We start from the raw sequence: 19,451 nt of genomic DNA, 5'->3' as shown, positions 1-19,451 counted from the left end.
TCAGAGGATGGATACCATGTCAGCGTTTTCTGAGGCGATTAATTCACTTATTTCCGGGCATTATGCCGACCCGTTTTCGCTGTTAGGTATGCATCATTCCTCCAAAGGTCTTGAAGTTCGGGCACTGCTGCCGGATGCGCAGGCAGTCTGGGTTGTGGATGCCAGCAATGGACGAAAAATCGTCGAGCTGGATCGTGTAGACGAACGCGGTTTTTTTTGTGGTCTGGTGCCGCGTCGGAAAAGTGCTTTTCACTATCAATTGGCCGTGACCTGGCGTGAAGAAACCTGGGTGATTGAAGATCCCTACCGCTTTGGCCCGCTGTTGCAGGATATGGATATTTGGCTTTTGGCTGAAGGCACCCACCTGCGGCCTTACGAGCGGTTAGGCGCACATCTGGAAACGCTGGACGGTGTTGAAGGCACGCGCTTTGCCGTCTGGGCACCGAATGCTCAGCGCGTTTCCGTGGTAGGGCAGTTCAACTTCTGGGATGGCCGACGTCACCCGATGCGGCTGCGACAGGAAAACGGTATTTGGGAACTGTTTCTGCCCGATGTGAAAGCGGGGCAGCTCTACAAATATGAAATGATCGACAGCCACGGTAGCGTTCGGCTGAAGGCCGATCCGTATGCGTTTGAAGCGCAGATGCGCCCGGATACCGCATCGCTGATTACACCGTTGCCCGAGAAAGTCCCGACCAGCGACGCTCGGCGTGAGGCGAACGATCTGCGTTCACCGATTTCCATTTATGAAGTTCACCTCGGTTCCTGGCGGCGGCATACGGATAACAATTTCTGGCTGAGCTATCAGGAACTGGCGAATCAGCTGATTGATTATGTGCAGTACATGGGCTTTACGCATGTGGAGTTGATGCCAATTAACGAACATCCGTTCGATGGTAGCTGGGGTTATCAACCGCTCGGGCTGTATGCGCCAACGCGCCGTTTCGGCACTGCGTCGGAATTCAGAGCCTTTGTTGATGCGCTCCATGAGGCGGGTATCAATGTCCTGCTGGACTGGGTGCCGGGGCATTTTCCCGGCGACGAATACGGTTTGGCGCAGTTTGACGGCACCGCGCTGTATGAATATGCCGATCCGCGCGAAGGCTATCATCAGGACTGGAATACGCTGATTTATAACTATGGCCGCCATGAAGTGCGTAACTATCTGGCGGGCAATGCGCTGTTCTGGATGGAGCGCTATGGCATCGATGGCCTGCGGGTAGACGCCGTGGCTTCTATGATTTACCGCGACTACAGCCGCAGCGAAGGCCAGTGGGTGCCGAACCATTACGGCGGCAAAGAGAACCTCGAAGCCATCTCGTTTCTACGCTACACCAACCACATGTTGGGTCATGCGGCTCCGGCGGCGATCACGCTGGCCGAAGAGTCCACCGATTATCCGGGCGTCACGCTGCCGCCGGACTGCAACGGTTTAGGATTTCACTACAAGTGGAATATGGGCTGGATGCACGACACGTTGACCTATATGCAACTCGATCCGGTTCACCGCAAATACCATCACGATTTGCTGACATTCGGCATGTTGTACGCCTATAGCGAGAATTTCGTGCTGCCGCTGTCTCACGATGAAGTGGTGCACGGCAAGCACTCGTTGCTGGATCGCATGCCCGGCGATGTCTGGCAGAAATTTGCCAATTTGCGCGCGTATTACGGCTTTATGTGGGCATATCCCGGCAAGAAGCTGCTGTTTATGGGCGGCGAATTTGCGCAAGGGCGTGAGTGGAACCACGACGCCAGTCTGGACTGGCATCTGCTGGATGAGCCGGAAGGCTGGCACCGCGGCGTGCAGACACTGGTGCGCGATCTCAACCACTACTATCGCCAGCAGCCGTCGCTGTATCAGCTGGATTTTCAGCCGCAGGGCTTTGAATGGCTGGTGGTGGACGACCGGGAAAACTCGGTCTTTGCCTTTGTCCGGCGTGATGAACAAGGCAATGAAGTGCTGGTCGTCAGCAACTTCACGCCGGTGCCGCGCTATGGCTATCGGATTGGCATTAACCAGCCTGGCGGCTGGCGAGAAGCGATCAACACCGATTCGGTTCACTACAACGGGAGTGATTCGGGCAATGTCGGGACGATTTACAGCGAGGAGCAGGCCAGCCACCAGCGCCAGCATTCTCTGGTTCTGACCATTCCGCCGCTTGCCACGCTGTATCTGGTGAAGGAGACATAAATGGCGGAATTGCAGACGGGCAAGCCGACGCCGCTGGGGGCCAGTTTTGATGGACAGGGCGTGAATTTCGCTCTGTTTTCGGCAGATGCCGAGCGGGTTGAGCTGTGCGTGTTTGATGAACGTCAGCAGGAACAGCGCATCGAACTGACCGCACGCAGCGGTGATATCTGGCATGGCTATCTCCCTGATGCACAGCCGGGGCTACGCTACGGTTTCCGGGTCGATGGGCCGTTCGAACCGTCGCAGGGTTTGCGCTTCAATCCGCATAAACTGCTGTTGGATCCGTGCGCCCGCCAGCTCGATGGCTGGGTGGTGGATGACGCTTGCCTGCAAGGCGGGATCGACCAACGAGATGAGCGCGATAGCGCTGGCATCATGGCGAAGTGCGTCGTTACGGCTGAGGATTACGACTGGCAGGATGACCAGCATCCGCACACACCCTGGAATCAGACGGTGATTTATGAGGCGCACGTTCGCGGGCTGACGCAGCTGCACCCCGATATTCCCGAAGACATTCGCGGTAGCTATGCGGCGTTAGGCCATCCGGTGATGATTGATTATCTGACATCGCTGGGCGTGACGGCGCTGGAACTGCTTCCGGTGCAGCAGCATGCGGATGAACCCCGGCTTCAGCAGTTGGGGCTGCGTAATTACTGGGGCTACAACGTGCTGCTGCCGTTTGCCGTCGATAACAGTCTGGCGGCGGGTGACGATGCGCTGAATGAATTTCGCGATGCGGTGAAAGCACTGCATCACGCGGGTATCGAGGTCATTCTGGATGTGGTGTTCAACCACAGTGCTGAACTGGACGTCGAAGGCCCCACGCTGTGCCAACGCGGCATCGACAACCGTAGCTACTACTGGCTGGGTGACAACGGCGAATACCATAACTGGACCGGCTGCGGCAATGTGCTGCGCCTGAATCATCCGGCGGTGATGGACTGGGTGATGGACTGCCTGCGCTTCTGGCGCGAGGTCTGCCACGTTGATGGTTTCCGCTTCGATCTGGCAACGGTGCTGGGGCGTACCCCGGATTTTACCGCCGACGCGCCGCTGCTGTCCGCCATGAAAAATGATAGCCGCTTACAGGGCTGCAAGCTGATCGCCGAACCGTGGGACATCGGACACGGTGGTTATCAGCTCGGTCAGTTCCCGACACCGTTTGCCGAGTGGAGCGACCGCTACCGTGACGACATGCGCCGCTTTTGGCTGCATGGTGACATTTCTCTTGGCACATTTGCCCGCCGTTTTGCTGCCTCCAGCGACATCTTCCAGCAGCGCGACCGCCTGCCTTACGCCTCCATCAACAAACTGACGGCCCATGACGGCTTTACGCTGCGCGATCTGGTGAGTTTCAACCACAAGCACAACGACGCCAATGGCGAGGGTAACCGCGACGGAACAGGCAGCAATTTCAGCAATAACCACGGTACGGAAGGGCTGGAAGCGGACGATGACATCTTTCAACGCCGACTGGCCAGCCAGAAGGCGCTGCTGGCGACGCTGATTCTGTCGCAGGGAACGCCGATGCTGCTGGCGGGCGATGAACTGGGACACAGTCAGCAAGGCAACAACAACGCCTACTGTCAGGACAACGAATTGACCTGGCTACACTGGGAAAACGCGAATAGCGCACTGCGTGAATTTGTCGCCGGATTGATCCAGTTACGCCGCACGATTCCGGCATTACAGCAGGAAACGTGGTGGCAAGAAGGGGATGGCGCGGTGCAGTGGCTGAACCGAGAAGGGCAGCCTTTGACGCCGCAACAGTGGGAGCAAGGGGAGCATCAGCTACAGATTTTACTTTCTGGTCGTTGGCTCGTGTTGTTTAACGCCAGCCTGCATGCCGGAGCGTTCATTTTGCCAGAAGGCCACTGGCAGGTTTCACCGCCGTTTGATGAGACGAATCCACCTGAGGGTGGAGTTTGGCACGGACAAGCGCAGGCGGTAGGCGTCTTGATAAAACAAACCGCCTAAGCGCAAGCCATTAAAAGAATAATCAGGAGATAGCCATGGTGAATAACGACAAGCATGACCCTCTGATGTTGGCAAGACAGCTCCCTTTGAAATCCGTGGCATTAATTTTGGCCGGAGGCCGTGGAACGCGACTGAAAGGGCTGACGGCGTTGCGCGCCAAGCCCGCCGTCCATTTTGGCGGCAAATTTCGCATTATTGATTTCGCGCTCTCTAACTGCCTGAATTCCGGCATCCGCCGTATTGGCGTGATTACGCAATATCAGTCGCATACGCTGGTACAGCACATTCAGCGCGGTTGGTCATTTCTGAATGCGGAAATGAACGAATTTGTCGATTTGCTTCCTGCGCAGCAGCGCCATTCGACCGATCACTGGTATCGGGGAACGGCAGATGCGGTTTGTCAGAATCTCGACATTATTCGGCGCTACCGTGCGGAGTATGTGGTGATCCTCGCGGGCGATCACATCTACAAGATGGACTACTCACGTATGCTGATCGATCACGTGGAGAAGGGCGCGGAATGTACGGTCGCCTGCTTGCCCGTGCCGATAGAAGAGGCCAGCGCCTTTGGCGTCATGAGCGTGGACAAACAGCATCGCATCCTCGATTTTTCCGAAAAGCCGGATAACCCGACGCCGATGCCAGATAACCCCGATATGGCGCTCGCGAGCATGGGGATCTATGTTTTTAATGCGGACTATCTTTATCAATTACTGGAAGCGGATCGTAACGCGACGGATTCTGCCCACGACTTTGGGCAGGACTTGATTCCGAAGATTGTCTCGCAGCGTCTGGCCTGGGCGCATCCTTTTACGCTGTCGTGCGTCACGTCGGGCGAAGATGAACACCAGTATTGGCGGGATGTCGGCACGCTGGAAGCCTACTGGCGCGCCAATCTCGATCTGGCGTCCGTTACGCCGGAGTTGGATGTGTACGATCGGCACTGGCCGATTCGTTCTGCGATTGAATCGCTGCCGCCCGCCAAATTTGTCCAAGACCGTTCCGGCAGTCACGGTATGACGATGAACTCGCTGGTATCCGGGGGCTGCATCGTCTCCGGTTCTGTCGTCACGCATTCCGTGCTGTTCCCGCGCGTGCGGGTGAATTCGTTTTGCAGTATCGATTCGACGGTGATCCTGCCGGATGTCAACGTGGGGCGCTCCTGCCGTTTACGCCGTTGTGTGATCGATCGCGCCTGCCACTTGCCGGAAGGCATGGTGATTGGTGAAAACGCGGAAGAGGATAGCCGCCGTTTTTACCGTTCGGAAGAGGGGATCGTGCTGGTCACGCGATCAATGTTGGAAAAGCTGTAAACACCATCGGAACAAAACGGGAGTAATAATGCGGGTCTTACATGTTTGTTCGGAGCTATTTCCATTATTGAAAACCGGTGGACTGGCGGATGTGGCTGGTGCGTTGCCCGGCGCGCAGATTGCGGCGGGGATGGATGCCCGTGTCATCCTGCCTGCCTTCCCCGATCTGAAAAAAGGCATCGCCAGCCTACAGGTCGTGCGTGAGCTGGATACCTTCGCGGGACACGTCACGCTGCTGTTCGGCCACTTTAACGGCGTCGGTATTTATTTGATTGACGTGCCTGAGCTGTATGAACGCGCGGGCAGCCCTTATCACGACCCGGCGCTTTATGCATATGCCGACAACTACCTGCGGTTTGCGCTGCTGGGGTGGATGGGATGCGAAATGGCAGGCGGGCTGGATCAGTATTGGCGACCTGATGTTGTGCATGCCCATGACTGGCACGCGGGGCTGACCTGCGCCTATATGGCGGCGCGCAACTATCCGGCGAAATCGGTCTTTACCGTTCACAATCTGGCCTATCAGGGGCTGTTTGATGCTCGGCATATGATGAATCTCCACCTGCCGAGCGAGTTCTTTCAGGTGTACGGGTTGGAGTTTTACGGCCAGATTTCCTACCTCAAGGCGGGATTGTACTACGCTGACCATATTACGACTGTGAGCCCAACCTACGCGCATGAGATTACGCTGCCAGCTTATGGCTACGGCATGGAAGGCTTGCTGAAAACGCGCGAAGAAGAAGGACGGCTGTCCGGCATTCTCAATGGTGTAGACGAAACGATTTGGAATCCGGCGCACGATCCTCTGCTCACCAGCCATTACTCCCGAGATGCTTTAGCGGACAAAGCCGCAAACAAGCGGCATCTGCAAACGGCGATGGGCCTGAAGGTAGACGACAAGGCACCGGTTTTTGCCATTGTCAGTCGCCTGACCAGCCAGAAAGGGCTCGATATCGCACTAAGTGCGGTGCCGGATCTGCTGGAACAGGGCGGACAACTGGTGGTGCTGGGTGCTGGGGATGCGGATTTGCAGGAGGGCTTTCTGGCGGCGGCGGCGGAATATCACGGTCAGGTTGGCGTACAGATTGGCTATCACGAGTCCTTCTCGCACCGCATTATTGGCGGCGCGGATGTCATCATGGTGCCAAGCCGATTTGAGCCTTGCGGGTTAACGCAGCTCTACGGCCTGAAATATGGCACGTTGCCGCTGGTGCGCCGAACGGGCGGGCTGGCGGATACGGTATCGGACTGTTCGCTGGAGAATCTGGCGGATGGGCTGGCAAGTGGGTTCGTCTTTAACGATTGCAGTGTGGGATCGCTATCCCGCGCGATTCGTCGTGTGTTTGTGTTGTGGTCCCGACCCACGCTATGGCGCTATGTGCAGCGTCAGGCGATGGCGATGGATTTTGGTTGGCAGGTTTCTGCTCAGGCTTATGGTGCGCTATATCAACGCTTGTATACCCACTAGTTTTCCCACTGCGCGTCATCCTCGTGCAATCTGAAAACGACAGGGTAGGGTAACACTCACTTGGGAATGAATATTATGAACTCGCCGTTTATCTATACTTCACCAACGCTCAGTGTGGAAGCGCTGAAACACTCTATTGCTTATAAGCTCATGTTTAGCGTAGGGAAAGATCCTTCCATTGCGAATAAACATGACTGGCTGAACGCCACGCTGCTGGCCGTGCGTGACCGGATGGTGGAGCGCTGGCTGCGCTCGAACCGGGCACAGCTTTCGCAGGATGTGCGGCAGGTCTATTACCTGTCGATGGAATTTTTGCTGGGGCGGACGTTGTCGAACGCGCTGCTGGCGATGGGATTGTATGACGATCTGAAAGCCGCGCTGGATGGCATGGGGCTGGAACTGGACGATCTGCTACAGGAAGAAAACGATCCCGGCTTAGGGAACGGCGGTCTGGGGCGGCTGGCTGCCTGTTTCCTGGATTCGCTGGCGACGATGGCGCTGCCGGGGCGCGGCTACGGTATTCGCTACGAATACGGTATGTTCAAACAGAATATCGTTAACGGCAGGCAGGCGGAATCGCCGGACTACTGGCTGGAATACGGTAATGCGTGGGAGTTCCCGCGCCATAGCACGCGCTACAAAGTGCGCTTCGGCGGCCGAATCCAGCAGGAAGGCAGCAAAATGCGCTGGCTGGAAACGGAAGAAGTTATTGCGTGCGCCTACGACCAAATCATTCCCGGTTTTGATACCGATGCCACCAATACTTTGCGTCTGTGGGGCGCTCAGGCCAGTAACGAAATCAATCTGGGTAAATTCAATCAGGGCGACTACTTTGCGGCGGTAGAAGATAAAAACCACTCGGAAAACGTGTCGCGTGTGCTGTATCCCGATGATTCCACCTATTCAGGCCGTGAGCTGCGTTTGCGTCAGGAATACTTCCTGGTTTCTGCCACGGTGCAGGACATTCTCAACCGCCACTGGATGATGCATAAAACGTACAACAATTTGGCGGAGAAGTTCGCCATCCACTTGAACGATACGCATCCGGTGCTGGCTATCCCTGAGCTGATGCGTTTGCTGATTGATGAGCATAAATTCAAATGGATAGAGGCGTGGACCGTGGTGAGGAAAGTCTTTTCCTACACCAACCATACGCTGATGCAGGAAGCGCTGGAAACCTGGCCGGTTGATATGCTGGGTAAAATCCTGCCGCGCCATCTGCAATTGATTTTCGAAATTAACGAACATTTTCTGGAGTACGTCCAGAAAGAAGTCCCCGATGACAACGAACTGTTGGCGCGGGTTTCCATCATTGATGAAAACAACGGGCGTAAAATACGCATGGCGTGGCTGGCTGTAGTTGCCAGCCATAAGGTGAACGGCGTATCGGAGCTGCATTCGGATCTGATGGTGCAGTCTCTGTTTGCTGATTTCGCCCGTCTCTTCCCTAATCGGTTCTGCAATAAAACCAACGGTGTGACGCCGCGGCGCTGGCTGGCGCTCGCTAACCCGTCGCTCTCCAAGCTGCTGGATGACACCATTGGGCAGACCTGGCGTACGGATCTGAGCCAATTGAGCGAACTGAAACAGCACATCGATTATCCGGCATTTGTACAGAAAATCAGTAAGGTGAAGCTGAAGAACAAAGTGCGTTTAGCGACCTATATGGCGGAAAACCTGAATATTGTGGTTAACCCGGAATCGCTGTTTGATGTGCAGATTAAGCGTATTCACGAATACAAGCGGCAACTGCTGAACGTGCTGCACGTCATCACACTCTATAATCGCATTAAGGATGACCCCGAGATCGAGCGTGTGCCGCGAGTCGTCATTTTTGCGGGCAAAGCTGCATCAGCCTATTACATGGCGAAGCATATTATTAACTTGATCAACGACGTCGCGAAGGTGATCAACAACGATCCGACGCTGCACGATCGGCTGAAAGTGGTCTTCATCCCGAACTACAGCGTGAGTCTGGCACAGATGATCATCCCAGCGGCGGATCTCTCTGAACAGATCTCGCTGGCGGGCACGGAAGCATCCGGCACCAGTAATATGAAGTTTGCCCTGAACGGTGCGCTGACGATCGGCACGTTGGATGGGGCGAATGTCGAAATGCTGGAACATATTGGCGAAGAGAACATGTTCATCTTCGGCAACACGGCCGATCAGGTTGAAGCGCTGCGTCAGAGCGGCTACAACCCACGGCAATATTACGATCAGGATGAAGAATTACACCGCGTGCTGACGCAAATCACCACGGGCGTCTTCAGTCCTGATGATAGCCGGCGTTACAGCGATCTGTTTGATTCACTAGTGAATTTTGGCGATTACTACCAGCTACTGGCAGACTATCGCAGCTATGTGGATACACAGGATCGAGTTGATGAACTGTATGAGAAAAAGGACGAATGGGCGCGCTGTGCCGTCCAGAATATTGCCAACATGGGCTATTTCTCATCTGACCGCACCATCGGCGAATATGCAGAGGATATCTGGAATATTAAGCCGATACGGTTGTGATGAGAGAAGACCTCTCCATTGACGGTTAATTTTTAAAAAGACAACAGGCGTTCAATGAGCGCCTGTTTATTATCGTTAGTCCTCATGATGCATGTATTTTTTTATGCAGATATCTCAAAGTCAATGAGCCAAAGATTGGAATAGTGAGCAGAATGATAAAAAATAAAAATGAATCTATGTAATCCAAATCTATGGCTGTAATGATAAATAAAAAAATAAAGCTCGCCATCGTGACCATAAAATACTTTTTCATTATGAAATGTAAGAAAATAGAAACAATCCCAACAAGTATGATGTAACTGGATATAATAATCCCTGCCGCAAAATCCCAGCTATTAAAAAAATTCGTATCACTATATCGATCACCGCAAAAAAAAGCATATAAGAATGATAAAAAACACCAAAGAAACGTTGGTGATAAAAAAATATAAATAATAGATGACTTGTTTATCTTTACCCTATTATTACCTTCTTTTAACGATGTATCCTGGTTCATCATCATCCTTAATTGTATTACTCATAACATTAACGCCAATATTGATACTGTATCATCCTGATATATTGAGACAACATCAAGCTGCATTGGCGTGCTTGATATTCCCCGTTGCGCTGCTGCCAACATGGGCTATTTCTCGTCTGACCGCACCATCGGCGAATACGCAGAAGATATCTGGAATATTAAGCCGATACGGTTGTGATTGTGCGTTGATGATATGAAAAAGCGCCGTAGGCAAAAACCTACGGCGCTTTTGTGTTTGCACTAAAAGGCGCTTGTGATAACTGCGGATTAGCCCGCTTTTGCTATCTGCTGGTAATGGTTTGCCAGCCAGTCGCTGATGCGTTGTTTTTGTGCGTCATCGAAGCGCATACCCAGTTTGGTGCGGCGCCAGATGACGTCATCAAGCATAACGGCCCATTCTTTTTCGACCAGATAGCGCAGTTCCGCTTCATACAGGTCATGACCAAAATCTTCACCCAGGTCGCTGAGGCCTTTCACGTTTGCCAGAATCAGTTCGCTGTTTGAACCGTAGGTGCGGCTGTAACGGCGCGTCAGTGATTCAGGCAGATTGAAGCGGCGACGCAGCGCGGCGGCGTAGTCATCACGCGTGCCCGCGATATCACCACCCGGCAGTACCGCACCTTTCGTCCAGGCTTTACCCGCTTGCGGGTAGTATTTGTGCAGCTTGTCCAGCGCGTGCTCTGCCAGCTTACGGTATGTTGTCAGCTTGCCGCCAAACACGGAAAGCAGTGGAGCCTGACCGTTATCATCATCGACCGACAGCGTGTAGTCACGGGTAATCGCCTGCGGAGAATCGGACTCGTCATCACACAGCGGACGCACGCCAGAGTAAGTCCAGACGATATCGTCACGCGTAAGCTGCTGTTTGAAATGGTCGTTATACACGTCCAGCAGGTAGGCGACTTCGTTATCATCGATCTTCACATCGTGCGGATTACCTTTGTACTCCACGTCGGTTGTACCGATGATTGAGTAGTCATCCTGCCACGGGATCACGAACACAATACGGTGATCTTTGTTTTGCAGAATATACGCCTGCGGCTGGTTGTGAACTTTTGGCACCACGATGTGGCTGCCTTTGATCAAACGGATGCCGTAAGGCGATTTCAGCTGTAGACCGTCATCAAAGAATTCTTTCACCCACGGGCCCGTGGCGTTCACCAGACCTTTGGCGCGCCAGGTGAAGGTTTCTCCGGTCAGTGAATCAACCGCATCCACAATCCACACGCCTTGTTCACGGCGAGCGCGGGTGACTTTGGTGCGGGTACGGACTTCTCCGCCGCGTTTTGTCACTTCCTGCGCGTTTAACACCACCAGACGCGCATCGTCCACCCAGCAGTCAGAATATTCAAAGCCCTGCTTCAATTCAGGCTTAAGCACAGAATCTGCACCGAATTTCAGTCCTTTACTGGCAGGCAGGCTGACGCGTTTGCCGATGTTGTCGTACATGAACAGGCCGATACGGATCATCCAGGCCGGACGCAGGTGCGGCTGATGGGGCAAACGAAAGCGCATAGGGAAAATAATGTGCGGGGCCATTTTCAGCAGCGTTTCGCGCTCAGACAGCGCTTCGCTGACCAAACGAAACTCATAGTGCTCAAGGTAACGCAGGCCACCGTGAATCAGCTTGGAACTGGCGGAGGACGTGGCACAGGCAAGATCCTGCGCTTCCAACAACAGGACTGATAACCCTCGCCCAGCCGCATCTGCGGCGATGCCTGCACCGTTAATTCCGCCGCCGATAACGATTAGATCTTTGGTTTCCACGTTTCTTCCTCCACCCTCGAATAAATCAAAATGTTCGTTTTCGAGCATTATGATAATCGAAAACAAACAAATCAGCCAACGGTTAACCAAATAAAAACATTTATGCGTGACGAACCTAACAATATGATGATAGTTGTCACATTAAAAGCAGGGATATTGGGCTGGAATTGTGCTGTTTTGTCGTTACTCTCCACATTAGTGAAGCACTGTTTTTATAAATAGCCTTATAATCACATGGGTTTTATGCCGTTGAAGGCGGGTTACAATGACGCCTCGGGTTGCCATGACGTCAGTGGTTACTAACATCCTGTCCATTATTAACAAGGTTGTCACTTTCGATGGAACAATTTGAAGCTATCAGTATTGAGCAAGCCCATTCCCGCTGGCAGGAAGGGGGCGTTGTTGTTGATATTCGCGATCCACAGAGCTTTTCCGCAGCGCATGTTCCCGGCGCGACGCACCTGACGAACGAGACGCTATCTGACTTTGTGCGCGGCGCTGACCTCGAAGCACCAGTCATGGTGATTTGCTACCACGGCATTAGCAGCCGCAATGCCGCACAGTACCTGATTAGCCTGGGGTTTGATTCGGTGTACAGTATCGATGGTGGCTTTGAGGCCTGGCAAAACCGCTACCCGCAAGACACGCAGGCGCAAGCCTGATCGCATGACGATTAAAGAACCTTTATTATCATGCTCCTAACTCAACTTACTCACTGGCGCTTCCCGCTATGATGATTCGCGTTATTGCTCTCTCCAACCCGCGTCTGGCTCAGGCATTTGTTGATTACATGCGTACGCAGCAGGTCCATCTGGAAATGCGGCCTCAGGGGCATGAAGCTGAACTGTGGCTGGAGGATGAAACCCAACTGAGCAAGGTTCAGGGAGAGCTAGAGATTTTTCTGCGCGACCCGACAAACCCGCGCTATCTGGCGGCCAGTTGGCAAACGGGATCGATGGATACCGGCATTCAATACCAACGCTACTCTTACCTGCAAACGCTGAAGCAAAAGGCAGGCCCGCTGACGCTATCCCTGATGGTCGTGACGATCGCGGTGTTCATCCTGATGCAAATTTCGGGCTATGAGAGCGTGATGGTATGGCTGGCGTTCCCGGCTGAGGGGCAACAGATCGAGGTATGGCGCTGGTTCAGTCATGTTTTGTTGCACTTTTCCCTGCTGCACATTTTGTTCAATCTCATGTGGTGGTGGTATCTGGGCGGCCCGGTTGAGAAAGTGCTGGGAACCGGAAAATTGCTGGTCATCACGCTGGTTTCCGCGCTGGTGAGCGGCTGGGCGCAGTCCTGGTTTAGCGGCACCCATTTTGGTGGCCTGTCTGGCGTGGTTTATGCCCTGATGGGCTATGTCTGGCTGCGAGGGGAACGAGAGCCTGACGGTTATTTATCTATGCCGCGCAGTTTGATGGCCTTCGCTTTACTGTGGCTGGTCGCCGGATATTTCGATATTTTAGGCATGTCGATCGCGAATGCGGCGCATGTGGCTGGTCTGGTTGTCGGGCTATTGATGGCCTTTTGGGACACGTATAATAAAACAAACCCTCGGTAAATCGGGGCGTCTTAGGGGATAAATGTGAAGCAGACACAACGGCATGACGCCATTATTGAGCTGGTGCGCCAGCAGGGCTATGTCAGTACTGAAGAGCTAGTGGAGCATTTTGCGGTGAGCCCGCAGACCATTCGTCGCGATCTGAACGAGCTGGCCGAGCAGAATAAAATCCATCGCCATCACGGCGGTGCGGCATTGCCGTCCAGCTCGGTTAACACGGCCTATCATGACCGTAAAATGATGTGGTCGGATGAAAAAGCGCGCATTGCCCGTCGGGTGGCGAGCCAAATTCCAGACGGCGCGACCTTGTTTATCGATATCGGCACCACGCCCGAAGCGGTGGCCTATGCGTTGATGCAGCATAAGGATCTGCGCGTCGTCACCAATAACCTGAATGTGGCAACGCTGCTGACGGCAAAAGAGGATTTTCGCCTGATCTTGGCCGGTGGCGAAGTGCGTACCCGCGATGGCGGTATCATGGGTGAGGCGACGCTGGATTTTATCTCTCAGTTCCGTCTGGATTTCGGCATTTTGGGCATCAGTGGTATTGACATGGATGGGTCATTACTGGAGTTTGATTACCATGAAGTGCGCACAAAACGGGCGATTATTGAAAATTCTCGCTGCGTCATGCTGGTGACTGACCATTCCAAATTTGGTCGTAATGCGATGGTGAATTTGGGCAACATGGATTTGATCGACTATCTTTTTACCGATCAGTCACCACCACCCAGCGTACTGAAAATCATTGAACAACATAAGGTACAGTTGGAGTTGTGTTGAACCCGATGTGCCTTTTCCATGATGGACAAAGGAGGAGGCACGATGTCAGATTCTTCAAGAAAGTCGGATTCTGCAAAAGTATCAGGATCGTCAAAACGTTCAGCGGCTGCAAAAAAGCCAGAAGCTTTAACGCAGCCCGTTTCCTCCGCTCATCCCGCCATCGCCTTTGATGCATCAGAATTTACCGCCGCGCTGCGCCGCCAACAGCGGCTCGGTGGCGTCGAGTCCCTGAAAGCGATGACGCCAGTGCAGTGCTGGCGCGCCGTCAGCCTTGCGCTGTCTGAACAACTGCTGATGCACTCCGCTTCGCCAACATCTCCTGTTGCCCATACCAATACGCCTCAGCGTCATGTGAACTACCTGTCGATGGAGTTTCTGCCCGGTCGTCTGACGGGCAACAACCTGCTGAATCTGGGCTGGTATGATGCGGTAGCCGCCGTGCTGGCCGAACAGGGGCTGAACCTGAGCGATATTCTGGAGCAGGAAACCGATCCGGGGTTAGGCAATGGTGGATTAGGTCGGCTGGCGTCCTGCTTTCTGGATTCGATGGCAACGGTGGGGCAGCCTGCAACGGGTTACGGCCTCAACTACCAATACGGCCTGTTCCGTCAGCATTTTGCGCAGGAAAAGCAGCAGGAAACGGCCGATGACTGGCAGCGCGACACCTACCCGTGGTTTTTACCGCGCGCGGAGCTGGCGGTGGATGTCGGGTTTGGCGGGCGTCTGCAACCTCAAACTGACGGAACCTTGCGCTGGCTACCGGATACCGTTTTCAGAGGTGAAGCCTGTGACCTGCCGGTGATTGGCTATCACAACGGCGCAGCGCAGCCGCTGCGTTTGTGGCGTGCGACGCATCGCGATCCGTTTGATCTGACGCTATTCAATGAAGGGCACTATCTGCGGGCGGCACAGGCGGGGATTTCCGCCGCCAGCCTGACCAGCGTGCTGTATCCGAATGACAATCACGCGGCGGGCAAACGCCTGCGCCTGATGCAGCAGTATTTCCACTGCGCCTGTTCGGTGGCCGACATTCTGCGCCGCCATCTTAAGGCGGGGCGCGCGCTGTCCACGTTACCGGATTACGAAGTTATCCAGCTTAATGATACTCACCCGACGCTGGCGATCCCCGAACTGATGCGACTGCTGATGGATGAGCATCAGATACCGTGGGATGAAGCCTGGTCGATAACCGGACGCACCTTTGCCTATACCAACCACACGCTGATGCCGGAAGCGCTTGAGCGCTGGGATGAACGGCTGTTGGGTCGCCTGCTTCCGCGCCACCTGTCTATCATTCGGCAAATTGATACGCAGTTTAAGGCGCAAGTCGAGCAGCAATGGCCTGGCGATCGGCAGGTATGGGCGAAGCTCGCGATTCGCCACCAGCGCCAGATTCGCATGGCAAACCTGTGCGTCGTGAGCTGCTTTGCGGTCAACGGCGTGGCGGCGCTGCATTCGGAACTGGTGGTGAAAGATCTGTTCCCGGAATATCACCAGCTGTGGCCGACCAAATTCCATAACGTCACCAACGGTATTACGCCACGCCGCTGGCTAAAGCAGTGTAATCCGGCGCTGTCTGCGCTGATCGACGACACGCTGCACACGCCGTGGGTGAATGATCTGCCCGCGCTACAAGGGCTGGAGCCTTATGCTGACGATGCTGGTTTTCGTGAGCGTTATCGACAAATCAAGGCTGATAATAAAACGCAGTTGGCGACCTATCTCCGCCAGCAGTACGACATCGTGATCGATCCACACGCGCTGTTTGATGTGCAAATCAAGCGATTGCATGAATACAAACGTCAACACTTAAATTTGCTTCATATCCTCGCGCTATATCGTCAATTGCGTGACAATCCGCATCTGGATATAGTGCCGCACGTCTTTTTGTTCGGTGCCAAAGCGGCGCCGGGCTATGTATTAGCGAAAAACATCATTTATGCCATTAACCGGGTCGCTGCGGTTATTAATCAGGATCGCCGCGTTAACGATCGCCTGAAGGTTGTCTTCCCGCCGGATTATCGCGTCTCGCTGGCTGAACGGATGATTCCTGCCGCAGATGTGTCTGAACAGATTTCGACGGCAGGTAAAGAAGCATCCGGCACGGGCAATATGAAGCTGGCACTGAACGGCGCGCTGACCGTCGGCACGCTGGACGGGGCGAATGTCGAAATGGCGCAGCAGGTCGGTGAAGACAATCTGTTCATTTTCGGTCACACCGTCGAACAGGTAAAAGCGCTACAGGCGCAGGGCTATGAGCCGTCTGACTATCTTGCTGTGACGCCGCTGCTGCGTGAAGTGCTGAACGAGCTAGCGAGCGGTGCGTTCAGTCAGGGGGATAAAAATGCGTTTGCCCCGCTGTTGGATAGCCTGCTGAAGCTGGGCGATCCCTATATGTTAATGGCCGATTTTGCACCGTATTGTGAGGTGCAGCAGCGTGTTGATGCGCTTTACCGTGAGCCGGATGAATGGACGCGCCGCTGTGTGCTGAATACCGCCAGAATGGGGATGTTCAGTTCGGACCGGGCGATTCATGATTACCAGACGCGCATTTGGCAGGCGCATCGTTAGGAAAAGGAGAGGGTGTTCAAGGTGGATAAACTGGCAAGCCAGCAGACAGGCATCGCGGAAAGCTATACCGATGCGTATGGCAAAGAGCACATTGTTGCGGCCGCAATCAGAAACCAGATTCAGGCAATGATGGACGTTTCTGATAGCGATAATGCACCCTTGCCACCTGTTCGGGTCTTTTTGCAAGGCCGGGATGCGGTCATCGAGCTTGCTGGTCACGGTGAATACCTCTGGACGCTGATGTATGAAAACGGCGGTCAAATTCAAGGTCAGATAACGGGCGGTTCAACGCTGGCTCTGCCGGGCGTGCTGCCGCTGGGTTATCACTACCTGACGCTGACGCAGGCCGACCAGCGCTGGAGCTGCCGGATTATTGTCGCGCCGCACCGCTGCTATGAACCCGAATCCTTACTACAGGGAAAACGCTGGTGGGGCGTGACCGTCCAGCTTTATACCTTGCGCTCGCAGAACAACTGGGGCGTCGGGGATTTTGGCGATCTTCGCCAACTGATTGAGCAAATCGCCCGACGCGGCGGTGCCTTTGTGGGACTGAATCCGCTGCATTCGTTGTATCCCGCGTTACCAGAGGCCGCCAGTCCTTACAGTCCTTCCTCCCGACACTGGCTGAACATTATTTATATCGATGTGAATCGGATCGATGATTTCCAGCAGAGCGGTGAAGCGCAGGACTGGTGGCACCGTGAGGATACGCAAAGTGCGGTTACTTCGCTGCGGGCAGGGCGCTGGGTCGATTATGAACCGGTGACGGCGCTTAAGCTGACGGCCTTGCGGCTGGCTTTCCGCTACTTTACGACGCGTAGTGCGCTGGACCCGCGCATTAGCGCCTTTCGCCAGTTTGTCGTGAGCGGTGGGCAGAGTCTGCAACTTCAGGCGACGTTTGATGCATTGCAGGCTTACCTGAAAAAACAGGGTGAGAATTACGCGGACTGGCACCAATGGCCTGCCAGCTATCATGATGTACACAGCGAAACCGTGAAGTCATTCCGCCGTGAAAACAGTGACGAGATTACATTCTACAGCTGGCTGCAATGGGTCGCACATGAGCAATTAGCGGAGTGCTACGCGCACAGTAAACAGCTTGGCCTGCCGCTCGGTCTGTATCGCGACTTAGCCGTTGGCGTTGCACAGGGCGGCGCGGAAACCTGGGATGAACGGCAGCTCTATTGCCTTGATGCCTCTATCGGTGCACCGCCGGATCCGCTCGGGCCGCAGGGACAAGACTGGCAGCTTGCACCGATGAACCCTACCATGCTTCAGCTTCGTGGCTATCAACCGTTTATCGACGTCCTGCGCAGCAACATGGCGCACTGTGGCGCGCTGCGTATCGATCACGTGATGGCGCTTTTGCGCCTGTGGTGGATACCCAAGGCGGAGTCGGCGGGCAACGGGGCTTACGTGCATTATCCGGTCGACGATCTGCTGGCGGTGCTGGCGCTGGAAAGTCAGCGTCATCGCTGCCTGATTATCGGTGAGGATTTAGGCACGGTGCCGCCGGAAATTGTCAGTAAGCTGCATGATTACGGTATCTATTCTTACAAAGTGCTGTTCTTTGAAAAGGACGAAGAAAACCACTTCCGTGCACCGGAAGATTACCCGCGTCAGGCCATGACAACCATTACCACGCACGATCTGCCGACGCTGCGCGGCTACTGGCAAACCGTGGATTTATCGCTGGGGCGGGAATTGGGGCTGTACCCGACGGAGGCGCTACTGCAAGAACAAATGCAGCAGCGTGAGAAAGCGAAACAGGGGCTGCTCAACGCGTTGCACGAATTCGGGCTATTGCCGCAGCGGGTTGGCCGCAACTCCGCGCTGACCACAATGGGCGCACCGCTAAGCCGTGGCGTTCACCGCTATGTCGCCGATAGCGCAAGTGCGCTGGTGGGATTCCAACTGGAAGACTGGCTAGACATGGCGACACCGGTCAATGTGCCGGGCACCAACCGCGAATACCCCAACTGGCGACGCAAGCTCACGCGTCCGCTGGAGTCGATCTTCGCTGACCGCTGCCTTGAACGACTGGTTCGGGATATGGATTTGCGTCGTGGCGCGCCGATGAAAGATCAGAAAGCCTAACGACAGAACAATACTCTTCCTCCCCTGAGTCGGGGAGGAAAAGCAAAGATTAATCAGCAGGGAAGTTGATTAATAGTAGGAGTGCTCGCCGCGCTGGTGTTCGGTGAGATCTCTCACACCTTTCAGCTCAGGGAATGTTTGCAGCAGCTCTTTCTCGATCCCTTCTTTCAGCGTGACGTCAACCATAGAACAACCGTTACAGCCGCCGCCAAATTGCAGAATCGCCAGACTGTCATCGGTAATTTCCATCAGCGTCACGCGGCCGCCGTGGCCCGCCAGCTGTGGGTTGATCTGCGATTGCAGCACATACTCGACGCGTTCCATCAGCGGGGCGTTATCGTCCACTTTACGCATTTTGGCGTTTGGCGCTTTCAGCGTGAGCTGAGAACCTAACTGGTCGGTCACGAAGTCGATTTCAGCGTCTTCCAAATAAGGTGCGCTGAGTTCGTCCACGTAAGCGGAAATCTTTTCAAACTTCAGTACGGTATCGCTGGCTTCTACGGCATCCGGCGGGCAATACGACACGCCACACTCGGCGTTTGGCGTACCTGGATTGATAACAAATACGCGAATCTCTGTGCCTTCTTCCTGTTTTGCCAACAGTTTCAGGAAATGCTCCTGAGCAGCATCGGTAATACGGATCATAAGAGTAAGCTCGATAGTTGACTGCACTT

Annotated in this window: 12 protein-coding genes and 1 pseudogene; 11 read left to right on the top strand and 2 right to left on the bottom strand. The window is 54.4% G+C overall.

Annotated features, from left to right (window positions below):
* The first annotated feature begins 16 nt into the window (after nt 1-16).
* The 6 genes and pseudogenes from glgB to QWJ20_RS19925 all read left to right on the top strand — a co-directional run.
* Nucleotides 17-2,194 carry a 1,4-alpha-glucan branching enzyme gene (glgB, locus tag QWJ20_RS19950; RefSeq protein WP_433993313.1) on the top strand — a complete coding sequence of 726 codons (2,178 nt, stop codon included), beginning with the start codon at nt 17-19 and terminating at the stop codon, nt 2,192-2,194.
* A complete protein-coding gene (glgX, locus tag QWJ20_RS19945; protein WP_433993312.1) occupies nt 2,195-4,171 on the top strand; it encodes a glycogen debranching protein GlgX in 1,977 nt (658 codons plus the stop codon).
* A 35-nt stretch (nt 4,172-4,206) separates the two neighbouring features.
* On the top strand, nt 4,207-5,484 hold the full coding sequence (glgC, locus tag QWJ20_RS19940; protein ID WP_014916899.1) for a glucose-1-phosphate adenylyltransferase: 1,278 nt from the start codon (nt 4,207-4,209) through the stop codon (nt 5,482-5,484).
* A 28-nt stretch (nt 5,485-5,512) separates the two neighbouring features.
* Nucleotides 5,513-6,952: a glycogen synthase GlgA gene (glgA, locus tag QWJ20_RS19935; protein ID WP_433993311.1), complete on the top strand. Its 1,440-nt coding sequence runs from the start codon at nt 5,513-5,515 to the stop codon at nt 6,950-6,952.
* 75 nt (nt 6,953-7,027) lie between these two features.
* Nucleotides 7,028-9,475 (top strand): glycogen phosphorylase, encoded by a 2,448-nt coding sequence (glgP, locus tag QWJ20_RS19930; RefSeq protein ID WP_119889206.1) that lies wholly within the window; start codon nt 7,028-7,030, stop codon nt 9,473-9,475.
* Between the two features lie 614 nt (nt 9,476-10,089).
* Nucleotides 10,090-10,173: pseudogene (locus QWJ20_RS19925) on the top strand (glycogen/starch/alpha-glucan phosphorylase); the annotation flags it as partial.
* An 89-nt stretch (nt 10,174-10,262) separates the two neighbouring features.
* On the opposite strand, the gene glpD reads toward QWJ20_RS19925, so the two are convergent.
* The gene (gene glpD / locus QWJ20_RS19920; RefSeq protein ID WP_010277863.1) at nt 10,263-11,762 is read right to left on the bottom strand and encodes a glycerol-3-phosphate dehydrogenase; all 1,500 of its coding nucleotides are present in this window, start codon (nt 11,760-11,762) and stop codon (nt 10,263-10,265) included.
* A gap of 338 nt (nt 11,763-12,100) precedes the next feature.
* On the opposite strand from glpD, the gene glpE reads away from it, so the two are divergent.
* The 5 genes from glpE (at nt 12,101) to malQ (ending at nt 18,777) form a co-directional block, all read left to right on the top strand.
* A complete protein-coding gene (glpE, locus tag QWJ20_RS19915; RefSeq protein WP_249716306.1) occupies nt 12,101-12,424 on the top strand; it encodes a thiosulfate sulfurtransferase GlpE in 324 nt (107 codons plus the stop codon).
* Nucleotides 12,425-12,492: 68 nt separating this feature from the next.
* The gene (gene glpG / locus QWJ20_RS19910; RefSeq protein ID WP_174872062.1) at nt 12,493-13,326 is read left to right on the top strand and encodes a rhomboid family intramembrane serine protease GlpG; all 834 of its coding nucleotides are present in this window, start codon (nt 12,493-12,495) and stop codon (nt 13,324-13,326) included.
* A 24-nt stretch (nt 13,327-13,350) separates the two neighbouring features.
* Complete coding sequence (locus QWJ20_RS19905; RefSeq protein WP_010299419.1) at nt 13,351-14,109, top strand: DeoR/GlpR family transcriptional regulator; 759 nt, start codon at nt 13,351-13,353, stop codon at nt 14,107-14,109.
* 42 nt (nt 14,110-14,151) lie between these two features.
* Nucleotides 14,152-16,680, top strand: a complete 2,529-nt coding sequence (malP, locus tag QWJ20_RS19900) for a maltodextrin phosphorylase (RefSeq protein ID WP_433993310.1) — start codon at nt 14,152-14,154, stop codon at nt 16,678-16,680.
* Between the two features lie 12 nt (nt 16,681-16,692).
* Nucleotides 16,693-18,777, top strand: coding sequence for a 4-alpha-glucanotransferase (malQ, locus tag QWJ20_RS19895; protein WP_433993309.1), 2,085 nt, complete (start codon nt 16,693-16,695; stop codon nt 18,775-18,777).
* A gap of 69 nt (nt 18,778-18,846) precedes the next feature.
* Here the strand turns inward: malQ and nfuA are convergent, their stop codons facing one another.
* The gene (nfuA, locus tag QWJ20_RS19890; protein WP_433993308.1) at nt 18,847-19,422 is read right to left on the bottom strand and encodes a Fe-S biogenesis protein NfuA; all 576 of its coding nucleotides are present in this window, start codon (nt 19,420-19,422) and stop codon (nt 18,847-18,849) included.
* Nucleotides 19,423-19,451: the final 29 nt, after the last annotated feature.

Origin of the sequence: Pectobacterium sp. S5 (assembly GCF_051707265.1) — a bacterium.
Classification (GTDB): Bacteria; Pseudomonadota; Gammaproteobacteria; order Enterobacterales; family Enterobacteriaceae; genus Pectobacterium; species Pectobacterium polare.
Note: the sequence above shows the minus strand (reverse complement) of the source record. Positions and strands in the feature narration are given on the sequence as shown.